Source organism: Hymenobacter crusticola (genome assembly GCF_002154225.1).
GTDB lineage: Bacteria > Bacteroidota > Bacteroidia > Cytophagales > Hymenobacteraceae > Hymenobacter > Hymenobacter crusticola.
The window spans coordinates 200,342-218,082 of record NZ_MTSE01000006.1 but is presented as its reverse complement, the minus strand read 5'-3'; the positions used below and the strand labels follow the sequence as shown (position 1 = coordinate 218,082).

Sequence of the window (17,741 nt, the reverse complement as noted above, 5' to 3'; positions counted from 1 at the left end):
CGCATGAAATACCTCCTGCTCTTTTCGCTCCTTACCTTACAGGCTGCGCCCGTTGCGCTGGCCCAAACGTCGAAAGCGGCCACAAGTACCCTAGCTGCTAATCGGGTGCAGGTGGCCAACGGCACGCTCGAAGGCGCTACCGCAGCTAGTGGCATTCACGAGTTTAAAGGGGTGCCTTTTGCCGCGCCGCCAGTGGGCGACTTGCGTTGGAAAGCACCGCAGCCTGCCAAGAACTGGACCGGCGTGCGTCAAGCGAAGCAGTTCGGCCCGCGGGCCATGCAACTGCCGCTGTTCGGTGATATGAACTTTCGCTCCAATGGCGTCAGCGAAGATTGCCTGTACTTAAACGTGTGGACGCCCGCCAAAACGGGTAAGGAGCAGCTGCCGGTGTTAGTGTACTTCTACGGCGGCGGCTTCGTGGCCGGCGACGGGTCGGAGCCGCGCTACGATGGGGAGAGCCTAGCTAAGCGCGGTATTGTGAGCGTGACGGTGAACTACCGCCTGGGTGTGTTCGGCTTTATGGCCCACCCCGAGCTAACGAAAGAATCGCCGAACCACGCCTCCGGCAACTACGGTCTGCTCGACCAGCAAGCGGCCTTGCGTTGGGTGCAGCAGAACATTGCCGTCTTTGGTGGCGACCCGAAGAAAGTGACCATCGCGGGCGAGTCGGCGGGCTCGTTCTCAGTGAGCGCGCAAATGGCATCGCCGGGGTCAAAAACGACGTTTGCGCGGGCCATCGGGGAAAGCGGCTCGTTGCTATCGTTGCAGCCGACGACCACACTGGCGGAAGCCGAGCCAAACGGGGTGCAGTTTGCCACGAGCCTAGGAGCTACGTCGCTGGCGGCGCTGCGGGCGCTGCCGGCGCAGCAGTTGCTCGAAGCCACAGGCAAGCAAGGCACTCCACGCTTCTCGGCAATAGTAGATGGGTACTTTTTCCCGAAGTCGCCCAAGGAAATCTTCACTGCGGGCGAGCAGGCGAAAGTGCCGTTGCTAGTTGGCTGGAATTCGGAGGAATCGGGCGCCAATGGCATCCTAGGCAAGGAAAATGCGACCCCCGAAGCCTACACCCAGGCCGTACAAAAGCTCTACGGCGACAAGGCTACGGAAGTGCTAAAGCTCTATCCCGCCACCAACGCCAAGCAAGCCGCTACGGACCTAGCCAGCGACCGGTTCATCGGCTACAGCACTTGGAAGTGGGCCGACGTACATAGCCAAACCAGTGGCCAGCCTGTGTACCGCTACCTCTACGCCCGCCCACGCCCCGCCATGACGCCCGAGATGGGTAACGCCGTGGCCGGCCTCGCGGGCGGCGTGGTGAAGCAAGCCGCCGACGCCCCAAAAGCACCACCCGCCAAAGGTGCCGTGCATTCCGCCGAAATAGAATATGCCCTCGGCAACCTAGCTACAAACAAAGTCTACGCCTGGACGCCAGAGGATTATAAAGTGTCGGAGACGATGGAAAGCTACTTCGCCAACTTCATCAAAACCGGCAACCCAAACGGCGGCAGCTTACCGAACTGGCCCGCGCTGAAAAGCGGCCAAATCTTGCGCATCGACGTGAAAACCCAAGCCGAACCCGACGCCACTCGCCCCCGCTATCAGTTCCTGGATCAGCAGGCAAGCAAGTAATCGTCTGAAGCTCTCTGCTGGTCCGAAGTCTAGGGCATCCGACCGGTATCGTCTGCGGTCGTCTGCCGGCCCAACGCCCTAGGCGTCCGACCGGTTGTCGTCGGAACAAATGGCTTGAACAAAGCTTGCCAAGCGTCAGCATACAATAATCGGTCGGACGCCTAGGGCGTCGGACCAACAGACGCGAATTATTCTGGTAGCTCGTTCAACGATACCGGTCGGACGCTACGAGCCGGACCAGTGGGTGCCAGCTGATTTAAATACCGGCAAGAAACGGTTGTGGGTCTCTAATACACTGCGATGATAGTACAACTACTTTGGCTTGAAAGTGCTAGGCGGAGGCGCGCTACTTATCTGACTAGCGCGGTTATGCTAGCTAGCTTGTTGTCGTGTGCCGCGCCCAAAGAAGACCTAGCTCCGCCGGCCGCTTCCGTAGAATGGGTGACCACTACTCCATCGGCTTCGTGGGTAGCGCAGCAAGGCTTGCAGCCCACCGCCAGCACCGGCGCGGCCGATGTAGAAGTCAACCTAGGTCAGCCTTTTCAAACCATCAGTGGGTTTGGGGCTTGCTTCAACGAGCTAGGCTGGACGTCGCTCAGCGCCCTCAACGGCGCCGACCGGGAAAAGATTATGCGCGAGTTATTTGCGCCGGGCGTGGGGGCCAACTTCACCATCTGCCGCATGCCGGTGGGCGCCAACGACTTCTCGCGCGACTGGTATTCCTACGACGAAACGCCCGGCGACTTTGCCCTCAAGAACTTCAGCATCGCCAACGATGAGCAAACGCTGATTCCCTTCATTAAAAACGCTCAGCAGTACAACGCTGCTCTGAAGCTGTGGGCCTCGCCCTGGAGTCCGCCGACGTGGATGAAGTACAACAAACACTACGCCGCGGCCATGGTGAAACCCGAGTACCGCCAAATGATGCCTACCCTCGCTGACAACGGCCTCAAGCCGGAGCAGCAAGGCAAGGAGGGCACCAACATGTTCATCCAGGAAGAAAAGTACTTCACCACCTACGCGCAGTACTTCGCCAAATTCATTGAATCCTACCAAAAGCGGGGCATCACCATCAGCATGGTAATGCCGCAGAACGAGTTCAACTCGGCGCAGGTGTTCCCCAGCTGCACCTGGACGGCCACGGGCCTCGCGAAGTTCGTTGGCTACCTAGGTCCGCAGATGCAGCAGCGCAAGGTGGACGTGTTCTTCGGCACCATGGAGCGGGCCAACGAAGCCTTGGTGGATACTGTGCTGCATGATGCGCGCAGCAGCAAATTTATCAAGGGCGTGGGGTTTCAGTGGGCGGGGAAGGGCGCTATTGCCGGCATCCATGAGCGCTACCCCAATCTAGCCCTGTACCAATCGGAGCAGGAGTGCGGCGACGGCAAAAACGACTGGAAGTACTGCGTGTACACCTGGGACCTGATGAAGCACTATCTGACTAGCGGCGCCAATGCTTATTTGTACTGGAATATCTCCCTGAAGAAAGGCGGCATCAGCCGGTGGGGGTGGAGCCAAAACTCGCTCGTGACGGTGGACGAAGCCGCCAAGACGTACCAGTTCAACTACGAATACTACCTGCTGAAGCACCTGAGCCACTACGTGAAACCCGGCGCCAAGCGCGTTGCCACCAGCGGCACTTTCACCAACCTGCTCGCCTTCCAAAACCCTGATAAAAGCGTGGTCGTTGTGGCCCAGAACGAAGGCAACACCGACCAAACCGTGCGCATCAAGCTAGGTCGGCAGACGGTGGCGCCAGTGTTGAAAGCTAATTCTTTCAATACCTTGGTGATGAAAGGTTTGTAAGAACACGCCGCGGCGTTATCCACTTGCGGACAGCAACGTCCGCGCTACATCAACCAATTTGTCTTGAACAAATACCTGCTTCTTTGTTTGCTGCTTCTGCATTCTTTCCAGCGCGTGAGCGCGCAACCGGCCAAACCTAAGGTCGAGAAGCTGCTCTACGGCGTAGCGTACTACGACGAGTACATGCCCTACGACCGCCTAGACAAAGACATCCAGATGATGAAGGCGGCTGGCATCAACGTGGTGCGCATCGCCGAATCGACGTGGAGCACGGTGGAGCCGCAGGAAGGTGTGTTCGACTTCTCGCACATTGATAGGGTGCTGAACGCCATGCACAAAGCCGGCATCAGCGTCATTATCGGTACGCCCACCTACGCCGTGCCCACGTGGCTGGTGCGCAAGTACCCCGCCGTGCTGGCGACTACGCCGCAGGGCCAGAACCACTACGGCGCCCGGCAGAACATGGACATCACTAACCCCGACTACCGCCGCCACGCCGAGCAAGTTATCCGGGCCATGCTAGGGCACATCAAAAACCACCCGGCCATTGTTGGCTATCAGGTTGATAACGAGACCAAGCCATATAATACGGCGGGGCCGGCCGTGCAGAAACAGTTTGTGCAGTACATGCAGCAGAAGTTTCTGTCGCTGGACGTACTCAACAAGGCGTATGGCCTAGATTATTGGAGCAACCGCATCAATAGCTGGGAAGATTTTCCGTCGACGGTGGGCACCATCAACGCCAGCCTAGGAAGTGAGTTTGCCAAGTTTCAGCGCCAGCTGGTCACCGATTTTCTGGCTTGGCAAGCAGCCATTGTGCGCGAATACAAGAAGCCAGAGCAGTTTATCACGCAAAACTTCGACCTCGATTGGCGCGGCCATTCCTACGGTATTCAGTCGGAAGTGGACCACTTTGCGGCGGCCAAAGCCCTGGATATTGCCGGCATCGACATCTACCACCCCAGCCAGGACCAGCTCACCGGCACGGAAATTTCGCTCGGCGGCGACGTGACGCGCTCCATGAAGGGCGGGCAAAATTACCTAGTACTGGAAACGGAAGCCCAGGGCTTTCCGCAGTGGGTACCGTATCCGGGGCAGCTGCGCTTGCAGGCGTTCAGCCACCTAGCTTCGGGAGCTAGCCTGGTGGAATACTGGCACTGGCACTCCATTCATAACTCGGCCGAAACCTACTGGAAGGGGCTGCTCAGCCACGATTTCGAGCCCAACCCCGTCTACAACGAAGCCAAAACCATCGGTCAGGATTTCAACCGACTCAGCCCACGCTTAGTCAACTTGCAGAAGACCAACAAGGTAGCTATTCTCTTCAGCAACGAGGCCCTAACTGCCGAAAAGTGGTTTGCCAACGGCCTCAGCTACAATGAGGTGCTGCGTTCTTTCTACGATGCGCTGTATCGCCAAAACGTAGGCTGCGACTTCGTCGACCCCAGTAGCTCCGACCTAGATAAGTACTCGCTCCTCATTGTGCCCATGCTCTACGCCGCGCCCAACAGCCTGCTGGAGCGTCTGAACCAGTACGTGCAGAAAGGCGGCCACCTGGTATGCACCTATCGGAGCGGCTTTTCGGATGAGAACGTGAAGGTGCGCACTACGCCGCAGCCCGGTATGCTGAGCGCTGCGTGCGGAGTCTCGTACAGTTTGTTCACCGCGCCGGATAAAGTAACGCTGAAGGGCGACCCGTACCAAGTGGGCCCGGCCAACAACCAGGTAACTACGTGGATGGAGTTGCTCACGCCCACCACCGCTAAGGTGCTAGCCTCCTACGATCATCCGGCGTGGGGCAAGTACGCGGCCGTCACCGAAAACACCTACGGCAAAGGTCTCGCTACCTACATCGGGTGCCACACCAGCAACGCCGTAGTTGAGAAGATTGTGGCCGATGCGGTAAAGAAAGCCAACCTGTGGGGCGCCGATCAGGAGTTACAATTTCCGCTTATCACTAAAGTAGGCGTGAATCAGCGCAAGAAAGTGGTGCATTATTACTTCAACTATTCGGCGGCACCTAGCGCACTACGCTATCCGCATGGCGCTGGCAAAGAGCTACTTTCAAACCTAGCCGTGGCCAAAAACCAACAGTTGCAGCTCGCTCCCTGGGGCGTGCAGATTGTGGAGGAGCAATAACCGATTAAAGTAGCCGCTAGCGTGCTGTTGAGTGCGCCTCTTTACTTTCGGGCATCCTTCTCGATGCTACCTGCCGTGCCAAAGCCTACCCCCGTTTCCCAGGACGTGCCGAGCTATGTCCTTTCGCCGCTGGCCAGGGCCGGCGTACTGCTTCGTGACCTCCGGCAACTCGCGCTGCCCGACGACCACGACAGCGCTGCTCCGCACCGCGACGCGCATTACCTCCTGGTAGTGCTGACGCAGGGCGAGCTGCAACTCAACGTAGACTTTGAACCGGTTGTGCTGCGGGGAGCTGTGCTGGCGCTCATTGGTCCTGGCCAAGTGCACCAATTGCTCCACGCAGAGCACCCGCAGGGTTGGGGTATCAGTTTCGAACCAGGTTTGCTGGAATCGGCTTTTCAGCTCGTGCTGGAACAAGGTCTATCCCGGCCGTATCGGCTGGATGAGCATACTCCCTTTTACGTCCGGGCCGTAGCCCTGCTCACGTTACTGGCCGACTGCCAAGCGGGCGCCGCCGATACCTACAGTGGGCGCACCCAGCAAACCCTGCTCATGGCCCTGCTTAGCTTGGTGGCTGGGCAACTGGCGCCGGAGCCGGCCGCTGTCCCCGACCGGGAAGGGCGCGGGCCCCAAATTGAACGGGCTTTTCAGCAGTTGCTGCGTCAGCACTACGCCCAGTGGAAACAGCCGGCACAGTACGCGGCGGCCCTTCATCTGTCGGTCGCGCACCTCAACGATACCGTCAAGCGCCAAACGGGCCAGTCCGTGTCAGCACACGTGCAGCAACGGACGATACTCGAAGCTAAGCGGTTGCTCGGGTTCACACCGCGCAGCGTGAAGGAAATTGGCTATGCGCTCGGCTACGACGAGCCCGTGTACTTCGGCAAGCTATTCAAGAAGGTAACGGGCATAACGCCGCAGCAGTTTCGGCGTCAATTCCGCGATTAGGACTATTCTTCCCGTTAGTAGGCCTACTTTCTGGGGTTGTATTCCCTCTTTCTTTGCAGCATCAACTTTTCCTTGATGCTATGCCAACGACTCTGAACATCCCCGCCATTCTAGCCGCCGTCCGCCACGCTGGCAATCTATTTTTGCCCGACTTCCGCCACTCGCCCATTCCCCAGGATATGGCGACCTTCACGCAGCAGCTCGCCGACATTGAAAGCCGTTGCCTGACCGCCCTACAGGAGCGCCTAGCCCAGGACTTTCCCGCTACGCCTTGGCTGTCGGCCGACTTTCCGGATGAGGCAGCCGGCGAGCAGCCAGCGCATCCGGAGTACTGGCTGTGTGACGCCATGGATGGGGCCATTCAATACGTGCAGCACTTGCCCGGCTGGACCATCAACTTGGTGCTCATGCGTGCCGGGCAGCCCTACTTTGCCGCCATCTACGACCCTTTCGGGCAGGAGCTGTTCTGGGCCGAGGCCGGCGGCGGGGCCTTCGTCAACGAGATGCCCTTGCACCCTAGCACCAAACAAGATGCTGCCCTCACGCTGGCCGTGTTCGAGCATTCGCACGGCCTAGCCGATGACCCTAGCCTGCTGGCTCGCGTCGGGGGCAGTGTAACGGACCTACTGCGGGCGTTTGGGGTGGTGCGCAATTATGGGCCGCATGGCCTGCAGCTAGCCTATGTCGGGGCCGGGCGGCTCGATGTCTTCTACCAGGAGGGCCGCGACGTGGAAAACTGGCTGCCTGGTCTGTTAATCGCCCGCGAAGCGGGAGCCGACGTGGGCACCGCTGACGGTCAGCCTTGGCACTGGTCAGCCGATAGTTTGTTGGTGACGGCCCCCGGTTTGGGCGCTACGTTTCGGCAAGCGCGGCCAACTCCCATCAGGTAATTTAACTGCTGTACCATGAAAATCACCATTATTGGGGCCTCCTCCGGCGTGGACCTGCTGGCAGTGCAGCAAGCCCTGGCGAAGGGCCATCACGTCACGACCCTCTCGCGCACGATGGGTGCGCTACCCGACGACCCCCGCCTGACGAAAGTAACCGGCAGCGCTACTTCCGCCGCGGACATAGGTCGCGTGTTGCCCGGGGCTGAAGCGGTGCTTATCACCGTGGGCACAAACAAAAAGAACGAGAGCCCGCTTTTTAGCGATACTGCTCGTGCCTTGCTGGAAGCCACGGCTACGGCCCCGCTAACAGCGCCGGTGCTGGTGCTCACCGGTTTCGGCGCCGGGAGTAGTGCCGCCTACCTAGGTTGGTTTATGCGTTTGGTTATTCGCCTATTTCTCCAGCCGGAGTACCATAATAAAACGCGGCTCGAAGAGATGCTTGCGCATAGCAGCCTACGCTGGGAAATCGTTCGGCCCGGCAGGCTCACCAACGGTCCGCCGACGGGCACTTACCGCGTGCTACCTCGCTTGGAACACGGAATGCAGGTGAGTAAAATAGCCCGCGCCGACGTAGCCGACTTTCTGCTACGTCAGGCTGAGCACCCAACCTTCTTGCAGCAGTACCCAGCTCTGACAAATTAGCTAGGTTGGCGGCTAAGCTGCGGAAACGCCGCCACCTTCGCTTATTTCATTTCTTCTGAAGGGATAATAAAGCGACTTATCTGCAAGGGTAATTTTAGCTTTTAAGAATAGATAAATCAGATAAAAGCTAGAAGTGGTGCTGAGGATCTATCAAAAGCTTCTCCATCTCCAGGAAAAGTTGACTGCTGTAATCTGTGGTAGACCCCCTCGGAATAAACGCAGTTTTCATTATTACTTGGAGTATCGCTTGGGATAGTACATTAGCCATTTACTAACCTAGCTCGCCATTATTTCTTTCTCGCCATGCACCCTCTACGCGCTTACCTGCTCCGTTTTGTGCCCGACCTGACCGATGCCGACTGGCACCCGCTGGAGCAGGCTTTGCGTCCGCACCACCTGCGCCGGGGCGAGCATCTGCTCCAGGCCGGCGAATCCTGGCCCGTGCTGGGGTTATTACTCCACGGTACCTGCCGCCTCTACTACCCCCGTCCCGATGGAGAGGAGCGCACCACCTACTTCTTCTTCGAGAACCACTTGCTCGGAGACTATGCTGGGTGTCTGACGGGGCAGCCGAGCCGGCTCAGCATTCAGGCCTTGGTAGATACTGAATTGGTCGTGTTCGACTACGCGGTGTTGCGCCAGCTCTACCAGGACCGGCCCGTGTATGAGCGCTTCGGCCGCTTGCTAGCCGAATACCATCTACTCGGTACCGATGCCCGCCTGGTCGAGCAACTCCTGCTCTCCCCGGAGGAGCGTTACCGGGCGCTGCTGATTAGCGGTAAAACCAAGATTCTGGAGCGCATTCCTCAGCACTTGCTGGCCAATTATTTGGGCATCACGCCCGTCTCGCTGAGTCGTATTCGGGGGCGAGTGGCGCGCGGGCATTAAAGGGGCAGCGGCTCTTTTCTTATCTTTTGTTATCGTTGAACAGCGGCGGGATACTGCACTTTTGCAGTGTTCCTTTTCAACTCCTTACCCCCCGTTGCTATGAAATTGCTGCTCAAATTGGAAGAACTTGCCGAGATGCTGCTTGCCGTGTTTGTCTTCGCTCATCTGCCCTACGCGTGGTGGGTGTTGCCGGCCGTCTTTTTGCTACCCGACCTGAGCATGCTAGGCTACCTGGCGGGGCCACGTGTAGGGGCCATTTGCTACAACCTAGCTCACCACAAGGCCCTGGCCGTGGCGGTGGGTATCGGCGGCTGGGTTCTGGGCCAGCCTGTATTGGTGCTCGCAGGTACCGTGCTGTTGTTTCACAGCGCATTCGATCGGCTGCTGGGCTACGGCTTTAAATACGCTACGGGCTTCAAAGACACGCACCTAGGAGGCATGGGAGTAAGCCAAGCGAGCTTGTAAGTTTCTAGGTAAAAGGTATTTACGGACAAGTAACAACTGTTTGCAGCTTGTAAAATACCTTGATCGTTGCTCGGGAAGCGGTACAAGCACCGCAGTTACACGTATAGCGTCAAACGATTTTCCGCAGCATGGTGCAGTCGCGAAGCCGGCCTTAGCTTTTCTGCTTAAGATCAACCTAGCTGCCTTAGGCCTTGTCCAACGCTAAGCGCGTTTCTTCCAGATCCAGTTCGTTTTCAACTTTGCGCAGTAGCTCTTCGCTGGTCTTTTCTTCGTGGCGTAGTTTCTCCAGCACGCCGCGCTCAAACTGAATGATCGATTCTTGCAGCTGCTGAAACTGCGTGATTGGCTTCTCATCGAGGCGGCTGGCGCGGACGCCGGCGGCACGGTTGTTCAAGCGCTCCAAGCGAATGTCGTAGCGGCTTTTCATGCGGGCTAGCACGTCGGGAGGAGCTTGCTCCTGGCCAGCGGGGCTGCTGAGGTAGCTGACCGTTTGGGTAGCTAGGTACATCCGCAGTTCTAGTTCTTCGTGCTCCACGGTGTCGTCGGGGCTGATGCCGAGCCAGCGGATCAGCGGCACCAGGCTCAGGCCCTGGCCCACGATGGTGCAGAAAATCACGACGAACGTGATGAACAAGATAAGATTGCGGTGAGGAAAGGGCACGCCGGGACTAAGCATCAGCGGCAACGACAGCGCAATAGCCAACGACACCACCCCGCGCATCCCCGTCCAGGCAATAACCGTGACCAGCGGCAGCACGGGCTTAGGTTCCCGCTCCCGGATGCCGCGGCTCAGCCACCGGGGCAAATACGTGCTTGGATACACCCACACCAAGCGGCCCACAATAACCGTTAGGGTGATGATGATGCCGTAGCCGAGCGCTTGTCGCCAGGAGGATTCCTGCTGCACACCCTCTAGGATGTTGGGCAGGGCTAGGCCAATCAGGATAAAGACCAAGCCATTGAGTAGCAGCGTCGTTGTGCGCCACACAGTATACGTTTGAAGCCGGCCTTCGTGGGTGAAAATCGTGGACGAACGCCGCGCCAGGAACAAGCCTGCGGCTACCACGGCCAGCACCCCCGACACATGTATTTCTTCGGCCGCTAGGTAAGCTAGGTAGGGGGTCAGGAACGTGAGCGTCGTGACGACAATCGGATTGCGCGTGAGGCGGTGAACTTGGAAAATTCCCCACCCAACCAACAAGCCGATGCCCGTACCCGCTGCCGCCACCCAGATTAGTTGCAAGCCCGCTTGCCAGAGCACAAAATGCCCCGTGAGAACGGCCGCCAGCGCGTAGCGATACGCAATCAGGCCAGTGGCATCATTTACTAAACTCTCGCCTTCCAGAATGGTAACCACCCGCCGTGGCAGACCTAGGCCTTTGGTAGCACTGGTAGCTGCTACGGCGTCGGGGGGCGAGATGATGGCACCCAGAACGAAAGCCGCCGGCCAGCTGAAGTCGGGGATTAACAAGTGGGCTACTACGGCCACTAACCCCGTTGTGAACAACACGCAACCCAGGGCAAGGAACCCAATAGGCCGGCGGTGCGCTTTGAAGTCGGGCCAGGAAGTGCTCCAGGCGGCCTCGTATAACAAAGGCGGCAAAAACAGCAGAAATACGAGGTCGGGAGCTACCGTGACCCGTGGCAAACCTGGTATCAACCCTAGCACCATGCCTACCACTACCAGCAGCACGGGGTACGGAAGCTTGATGCGGTCGGCTACTTCCGCCAGAATCGTGACAACGGCCAGTAGCCCGATAATCAACTCAATATTATGCATGAGAACTTTGCAAACGCAAACTGGGGAGAAGGCAGAAAGATAACAGACCGAGCTAATTTTGCTACTTGCGGCAGCACGGGCCCGGTCTGTTGTCTTTCTGCCTTCTCCCCAACCTAGGTCGCGAAGTGCTTCCAGAACGTAGTGATGAGAATGGTCATTCCGAGCCTAGCGAGGAATGACCGTTTTTATCTACCCTTAGATTTTTTCTGCTAAAAACGCGGCTACTTCTGCGAGGCGGCTGGAGAAGCCCCACTCGTTGTCGTACCAGGCAGCTACGGAAAGCAGTTCGCCTTGCTTCGCTGTGAGGGGCAAATCGACAATGGAAGTGTGCGGGTCGCCGACGATGCGGCACGAAGCCCACTCGTCTTCCAGTACGTCCATCACGCCCTTCAGCGGGCCTTCCTTGGCGGCTTGGCGCAAGGCTTCGTTCACTTCCTCAACGGAGCACTCTTTCTCTGTGATGAGGTTCAGCTCAGCGATGCTGCCCGTGCGCGTGGGTACGCGGTATGCTTTGCCGGTAATGTTCAGGTCAGGCCAGATAAACTTCAAGGTGCGGGCAGCACCCGACGACGACGGAATGATGTTTTCGGCTGCGGCCCAGGAGTCGCGCCGATCTTTCATGGGCTGGTCGGTGAGCGACTGGGTGTTGGTGTAAGAGTGCACCGTGGAGAACAGGCCGTACTTGATGCCGAAGTTTTCCAGTACCACTTTCACTACCGCGGCCAGCGCGTTGGTGGTGCAGCTGCCCATGCTCACAATCTTGTGCTTGCTAGCGTCGAAGGTGTCGAGGTTGATGCCCTTCAGCAGCACGGCGTCGCAATCATCCAACGATTTGCTAGGTGCGCTGATCAGCACGTACTTGGCGCCGCGGTCTATGTGAGCTTGCGCGCCCTCGCGGGTGGTAGCGCGGCCGGTGCAGTCTACCACAAGGTCAACGCCCAGTGCAGCCCAGTCGGGTATTTCTTTCGATGAGTTGATGTACTGTATTTCCCGGTCGCCGATGCTGAGTTTGCCGGGGCTGCCCGCTACCGGCTCGTGCCAGCGCCCGTAGTTGGTATCGACGGCGAATAGGGCGGCCAGTGACTCCTCATCCCGGATGTCGGAGACAGAAACCGGCACAAATAGATTGTTCTTCAAACCAATGCGCAAAAACTGCCGGCCGATGCGGCCAAACCCGTGCAAGGCAATGCTTCCCATGGTGTATGTGGTTGGTAAGGTGAAGTGTTCGGTGGTTTTGAACGAGTTAACTTCGCCGGGGTTGCGGAGTAGCAAGCCAGAGCTAGGGCTAAAAAGCTAGGTCTAAGCTCCCCTCCTTTTTCAAGGAGGGGCTGAGGGTAGTCCGACTACGGCTAGAATGCTAGAGTTAATTTTTGTTTACTAAGTCGTTCAACAGGAAGGGACCACCCCCAACCCGTCCTTGAAAAAAGGAGGGGAGCTTAGACCTAGCTTCTTGCTTTCTAGATTTCGCGCTACAGTTACTGCCAGCCGCCACCTAGGGCATGATACAGGTCCGTGACGGCCTGCCGTTGCTGCAATGCGTCGTTCACGCTATTAAGCTGGGCCGAAAGCAAACTTTGCTGCGCGGTAAGCACCTCAGTGTAGTTGGCAAAGCCCGCACGCAGTAGCTCTTGCGTGTAGTCAACGGCTTTGCCGAGGGCCTCTAGTTGCAGGGCCCGGAGCCTAGCTTTATCGACGGCACTTTGGTAGGCAAACAGCGCATTGGAAACCTCCTGCCCAGCCGTAAACATCGTTTGCTGGTAGGTGAAAAGGTACTCACGCTGCAAGGCCTCCGCCCGGCGTAGGCGGGCGCGGTTAAGACCTTGGCTGAAAATAGGTTGGGCTAACCCGCCTACTACACTAGCGAAGATGGCCGTGGGTGAAAACAGGTTGTCAATCGTAGAGCTGATCAGGCCACCGTTGGCCGTGATGGTGAAGCTAGGATAGAAATAGGCCCGTGCTGCGTTGCTAAGCTCGAAGCTCGACTCAAAGGCGTATTCTGCTTGTTGCACATCGGGGCGGTTGCGCAGGAGCTGGCCGGGCACACCCGTTAGTAGCGGTGGGGTAGGAGGCTGGGCCGCTAGCGTACTCCGCTCAATTGGGCGCGGTGCGCGACCTAGCAAAGTTGCCATCAGGTTTTCCGTCTCGCGAACGTTGCGCTCTAAGTCCGGAATGGTAACCTCGGCGGCGTAGCGCTGGGCTTCGCTCTGCACTACGGCGGCTTCCGTTACCACGTCGCCCTCCTTGAGCAGACGCATCGTTTCCACATCCTGAATGCGGTTCTGCACCGTTTGGCGCGTGATGGCCAGCTGCGCATCGAGGGCGAGCAGGTAGTAGTAGTTGTCGGCAATGTCGGCGATAAGCTGGGTTTGCACGACACGCCTATACGCTTCGCTTTGCAGCACCGACGCCACGTACGAGCGTTTGTTGCTGCGGAGCTTGCCCCACACGTCGGCTTCCCAGCTGCTGCTCAGCGCCAGCAAATACTGGCGCGGCGAGCCACCCGTCACGATGGTGGATTGGTCGGTGGTCGTGGTGCCCGTGCCTGTGGTGCCGCCCCCCGTTGTACCCCCGCCGGTAGTGCCCCCGCCAGTAGTTCCTCCACCGGTGGTACCGCCTCCTGTTGTGCCACCCGTAGTGGTACCGCCAGTTGTCGTGCCGCCCGTAGTGGTGCTGCCGCCGGCGTTGGTGCCCACAAGGGAGCCGCGTGCGCGCGACAAGGTGGTGGTAGCCCGACCATTGAGGCTAGGTAGGAAAGCGGCCTTGCTCTGGGCAAGCAGCGCTTGCGTCTGCTCGATGCGGGCCACAGCCACTTGCAGGTTGCGGTTGTTGGTGAGGCCCTCGTTGATAAGCTTTTGCAGCTGCGGATCAGTGAACAGCTGCTGCCAGGGGCGAGCGGCTAGGGTAGTTGTATCGTTAGCGGCTGCGTCGCGGTAGAGGCCGGTGGTAGCCGTTTCGGGGCGGCTATATGGATGCGATATCTGGCAGCTGCCGGCCACTAGCAGGAGCAAGGCAATAAGCAGGCGCGGCGTTTTCATCGTGAAATGGAAGATGCGAAGTGGTGGGTGATAAACGGCGACCTAGGTAGGCGGGAAATGCGGCAATGGTAAAACCTAGGTAGCTAGCGCCAAGAGAGTTGAGTTGATAGTGAACGCAGTTCTCAGCGCGCTCGATGGGTGATATGCTACGCTCAAACTGGCTAGGCTAAAGCTGGCTCGGGCTTGGGTTGATCTTCAGGTTTGGGTTTGTCGGCGGGTGGTGGGCCTCCCTCGGCTTCTTCAGCTTCCAGCTGCGCCCGCGTCTTGGGCGGGCCGCTGATGCGCTCTTGCAACCCTTCAAACACGATAAACAGCACCGGAATAAAGAACACCCCGATCAGCGTACCGAACAGCATGCCGCCGATGGCGCCTGCCCCAATACTCTTGTTGCCGTTTGCGCCGGCACCGGAGGCAAATAGCAGCGGCAACAAACCAAACACGAAAGCAAACGACGTCATTAGGATGGGGCGCAAGCGAGCTTTTGCGCCTTCCACCGCCGCTTCCAGAATGCCCATCTCCCCACCGCGCCGGCGGGCCAGGGAAAACTCGATCATCAGGATAGCATTCTTGGCTAGCAGCCCGATGAGCATGATCACCGAAATCTGCAGGTAGATGTTGTTGTCGATGCCGAAAACCTTGGCGAATAAATAAGTGCCGCTCAAACCAATCGGGATGGAGAGCAACACCGCAAACGGCAGCAAGTAGCTTTCGTACTGCGCGCTCAGCAGCAGGTACACAAAAACGAGCGACAAGGCAAAGATGTAGTATGATTGCTTGCCGCTGTTCTGCTCCTCGCGGCTGATGCCAGAGAACTCATAGCCGTAGCCCGCGGGCAGTTTTTGCCGAGCCACGTCCTGAATGGCTACTATCGCCTCACCAGTGCTAGCCCCTGGCTTAGGCTGGCCATTCACCGAAATAGCAGTAAACAAGTTGAATCGATCGAGGCTCTCGGGGCCGTACACGCGGCTGAGGGTCACAAACTCAGTAATAGGCGCCATCTCACCGGCCGCGGTGCGCACAAAGATTTTGCTTAAGCCCTCGGGGTTCGCCCGGTATAGGGTGTCGGCCTGCACCATCACGCGATACTGCTTGCCAAACTGGTTGAAGTTGGACGCGTAGGAACCGCCGTAATATACCTGCATGGCATTCAAGATGTTGGCTTCCGTCAGGCCGGCTTCTTTTACCTTGGCTACGTTCACGCTGAGCTGGTACTGCGGGAAACCCGGATTGAAAGACGTGGAAGCATCCCGAATTTCAGGTCGTTGGTTGAGAGCTGCCAAGAAGTCTTGCGCAACTTTGTAGAACTCGCCGGTGGTATGCCCGCCGCGGTCTTGCAGCTGAAACGTGAAGCCGCCCGTCGCGCCAAAACCGGTGATGGTGGGCTGCGGCAAGCTGCGGATAGAGCCCTCCCGAATATGCGCCGTAAGCTTGCCAATTTGAGCGAGCACATCTTCGTTTGTCACGTCCTTGCGCTCATCCCAGGGTTTAAGGCGCACAATCACCATTCCGTAGGCGCTGCCTTGGCCGGCCAAGAAGTTGCGGCCCGTGTTGCGAAGCGTGCCCCGCACCGCCGGAATGGTGCGAATTAGGCTGTCTACTTCGTTCGTGACTACCGTAGTGCGCTCCAAAGTGGAGGCGGGTGGCAGCGAGACGTTTACGTAAATGGTGCCCATATCTTCGTTGGGTACGAAGCTGCTTGGGGTGGTCGTCATCAGAAAGTATAAGCTTACGGCAAAACCAGCCACACCCACCAGCGCCAGCCACTTGCGCGCCGCTAAAAGGCTGACGACGCGCGTATACTTACCCACCATAGCGTCGTACGCCGCGTTGAACGACACGCTGAAGCGCTGCATCAGCGTCTTTTTCTCGGCTTTTTGATCTTCCTCGTGATGGGGCGGCTTCAAGAAGAGAGCCGCTAGGGCCGGGCAAAGCGTTAGGGCGTTAATGGCTGAAATCATAATAGCCACCGCTAGCGTGATGCCAAATTGCTTGTAGAATACCCCAACCGAGCCCGTAATGAACGTGACGGGTAAGAACACTGCGGCCATCACCAGAGTGATGCTCAGGATGGCGCCCGTTATTTCGCTCATCGCATCGATGGCGGCTTTGCGCGGCGAGGTGTAGCCGCTTTCCAGCTTGGCGTGCACAGCTTCCACGACCACAATAGCGTCGTCGACCACAATGCCGATGGCGAGTACCAAGGCAAAGAGCGTCAGCAGGTTAATACTGAAGCCGAAAACATACAGGAAGAAGAACGTGCCGATGATAGACACCGGCACCGACACGCCGTGGATGATAGTGGAGCGAAAGTCTTGCAGAAAGATGAAGATTACCAGGAACACCAGCGCAAAGCACTCCACCAGCGTGTGCAGCACCTTGTCGATGGATGCATCGAGGAAGTCGTTGATGTTAACCAAGTTGATGTAGTGAACGCCGGCCGGAAACGACTTCGAGGCTTCCTCCAGCACCGCCACCGACTTGTTGATGACATCACGGGCATTGGAGCCCGGCGTCTGGTTCACGGAGATGCCTACCGAAGGTTTGCCAAAGGTGGTGCTGCTGTTGTTGTAGGCCTGGGCACCTAGCTCTAATCGCGCCACGTCCTTCAGGCGCAGCAGCTGGCCTTGGGCCGTGCCCTTGAGCACGATGTTACCGAACTGCTCTACCGATTGGAGCTTGCCCGTGTACTTGATAACGTACTGAAAACTCTGGTCGCTATTCTCACCGAAGGCTCCTGGTGCGGCTTCCACGTTCTGGTCGGCTAGGGCGGCCGTCACGTCGCTGGGCGTTAGGCCGTAGATGGCCATCACGTCGGGCTTGAGCCAAATACGCATCGCGTAAGTGCGCGACCCAAAAGCGTTGGCGGCACCCACCCCATTTACCCGTTGTACCTGCGGGACGATATTGATCTGGGCGTAGTTTTGGAGAAAGGTCTGGTCGTACGCCGGGTTATCGCTGTAAAGCGCGAAAATCAACAAGTTGCTGCTCTGTTGTTTACGTACCGTTACGCCGGCTAGGGTTACTTCCTGGGGCAAGAGGCTGGTCGCGCTGGAAACGCGGTTTTGAACGTCGATGGCCGCTTGGTCGGGGTCGGTACCCACGTTGAAGTATACCTGGATGGAGCCCGAGCCCTGGTTGGTGGCCGAAGACGTCATGTAGGTCATGCCTTCTACGCCGTTGATCTGCTCTTCCAGGGGCACAATCACGCTCTTCAGGACCACATCGGCGTTAGCACCCGCGTAGCTAGCTGATACCTGCACGGTAGGCGGCGAAATGTCAGGGTACTGCGCAATCGGCAGACTGATTAGACCGAGCACGCCCAGCAGCACGATAATGACCGAAATAACGGTAGAGAGCACCGGGCGCTCAATGAATATTTTTAGCATAGTGCCTTTTAAGACAGATGTTTAGATAGTTGCCGTTTGTCGTGCTAGGCTGGTCGAGGCATCTTGTGGGTCAGAGTAATTTCAAGCGTTAGGCTTACTCTGGCAGTTGGATGCTTCTCAGGCCTCAGCACGA

12 protein-coding genes are annotated in these 17,741 nt (G+C 58.0%); 8 read left to right on the top strand and 4 right to left on the bottom strand.

Annotated features, from left to right (window positions below; genetic code table 11):
- The first annotated feature begins 3 nt into the window (after positions 1-3).
- The 8 genes from BXP70_RS13820 (at position 4) to BXP70_RS13785 (ending at position 9,407) form a co-directional block, all read left to right on the top strand.
- A complete protein-coding gene (locus BXP70_RS13820; protein WP_086594688.1) occupies positions 4-1,629 on the top strand; it encodes a carboxylesterase/lipase family protein in 1,626 nt (541 codons plus the stop codon).
- 369 nt (positions 1,630-1,998) lie between these two features.
- Complete coding sequence (locus BXP70_RS13815) at positions 1,999-3,435, top strand: glycoside hydrolase family 30 protein (protein WP_086594687.1); 1,437 nt, start codon at positions 1,999-2,001, stop codon at positions 3,433-3,435.
- An 87-nt stretch (positions 3,436-3,522) separates the two neighbouring features.
- Positions 3,523-5,574: a beta-galactosidase gene (locus BXP70_RS13810; RefSeq protein WP_245849628.1), complete on the top strand. Its 2,052-nt coding sequence runs from the start codon at positions 3,523-3,525 to the stop codon at positions 5,572-5,574.
- A gap of 75 nt (positions 5,575-5,649) precedes the next feature.
- Positions 5,650-6,522: a helix-turn-helix domain-containing protein gene (locus BXP70_RS13805; RefSeq protein WP_143436500.1), complete on the top strand. Its 873-nt coding sequence runs from the start codon at positions 5,650-5,652 to the stop codon at positions 6,520-6,522.
- An 80-nt stretch (positions 6,523-6,602) separates the two neighbouring features.
- Complete coding sequence (locus BXP70_RS13800) at positions 6,603-7,412, top strand: inositol monophosphatase family protein (protein ID WP_086594685.1); 810 nt, start codon at positions 6,603-6,605, stop codon at positions 7,410-7,412.
- A 15-nt stretch (positions 7,413-7,427) separates the two neighbouring features.
- Positions 7,428-8,054 carry an NAD(P)-dependent oxidoreductase gene (locus tag BXP70_RS13795; RefSeq protein WP_086594684.1) on the top strand — a complete coding sequence of 209 codons (627 nt, stop codon included), beginning with the start codon at positions 7,428-7,430 and terminating at the stop codon, positions 8,052-8,054.
- Between the two features lie 303 nt (positions 8,055-8,357).
- Positions 8,358-8,942, top strand: a complete 585-nt coding sequence (locus tag BXP70_RS13790; RefSeq protein ID WP_086594683.1) for a Crp/Fnr family transcriptional regulator — start codon at positions 8,358-8,360, stop codon at positions 8,940-8,942.
- 99 nt (positions 8,943-9,041) lie between these two features.
- On the top strand, positions 9,042-9,407 hold the full coding sequence (locus BXP70_RS13785; RefSeq protein ID WP_086594682.1) for a DUF4260 domain-containing protein: 366 nt from the start codon (positions 9,042-9,044) through the stop codon (positions 9,405-9,407).
- A gap of 184 nt (positions 9,408-9,591) precedes the next feature.
- On the opposite strand, the gene BXP70_RS13780 is transcribed toward BXP70_RS13785, so the two are convergent.
- The 4 genes from BXP70_RS13780 to BXP70_RS13765 all read right to left on the bottom strand — a co-directional run bounded on the left by BXP70_RS13780 (position 9,592) and on the right by BXP70_RS13765 (position 17,608).
- Positions 9,592-11,187 carry a Na+/H+ antiporter gene (locus BXP70_RS13780; RefSeq protein WP_086594681.1) on the bottom strand — a complete coding sequence of 532 codons (1,596 nt, stop codon included), beginning with the start codon at positions 11,185-11,187 and terminating at the stop codon, positions 9,592-9,594.
- A gap of 195 nt (positions 11,188-11,382) precedes the next feature.
- Complete coding sequence (locus tag BXP70_RS13775) at positions 11,383-12,459, bottom strand: type I glyceraldehyde-3-phosphate dehydrogenase (RefSeq protein WP_245849627.1); 1,077 nt, start codon at positions 12,457-12,459, stop codon at positions 11,383-11,385.
- Positions 12,460-12,662: 203 nt separating this feature from the next.
- A complete protein-coding gene (locus BXP70_RS13770; protein WP_086594680.1) occupies positions 12,663-14,222 on the bottom strand; it encodes an efflux transporter outer membrane subunit in 1,560 nt (519 codons plus the stop codon).
- Between the two features lie 161 nt (positions 14,223-14,383).
- Positions 14,384-17,608 (bottom strand): efflux RND transporter permease subunit, encoded by a 3,225-nt coding sequence (locus tag BXP70_RS13765; protein WP_086594679.1) that lies wholly within the window; start codon positions 17,606-17,608, stop codon positions 14,384-14,386.
- Positions 17,609-17,741 lie beyond the last annotated feature (133 nt).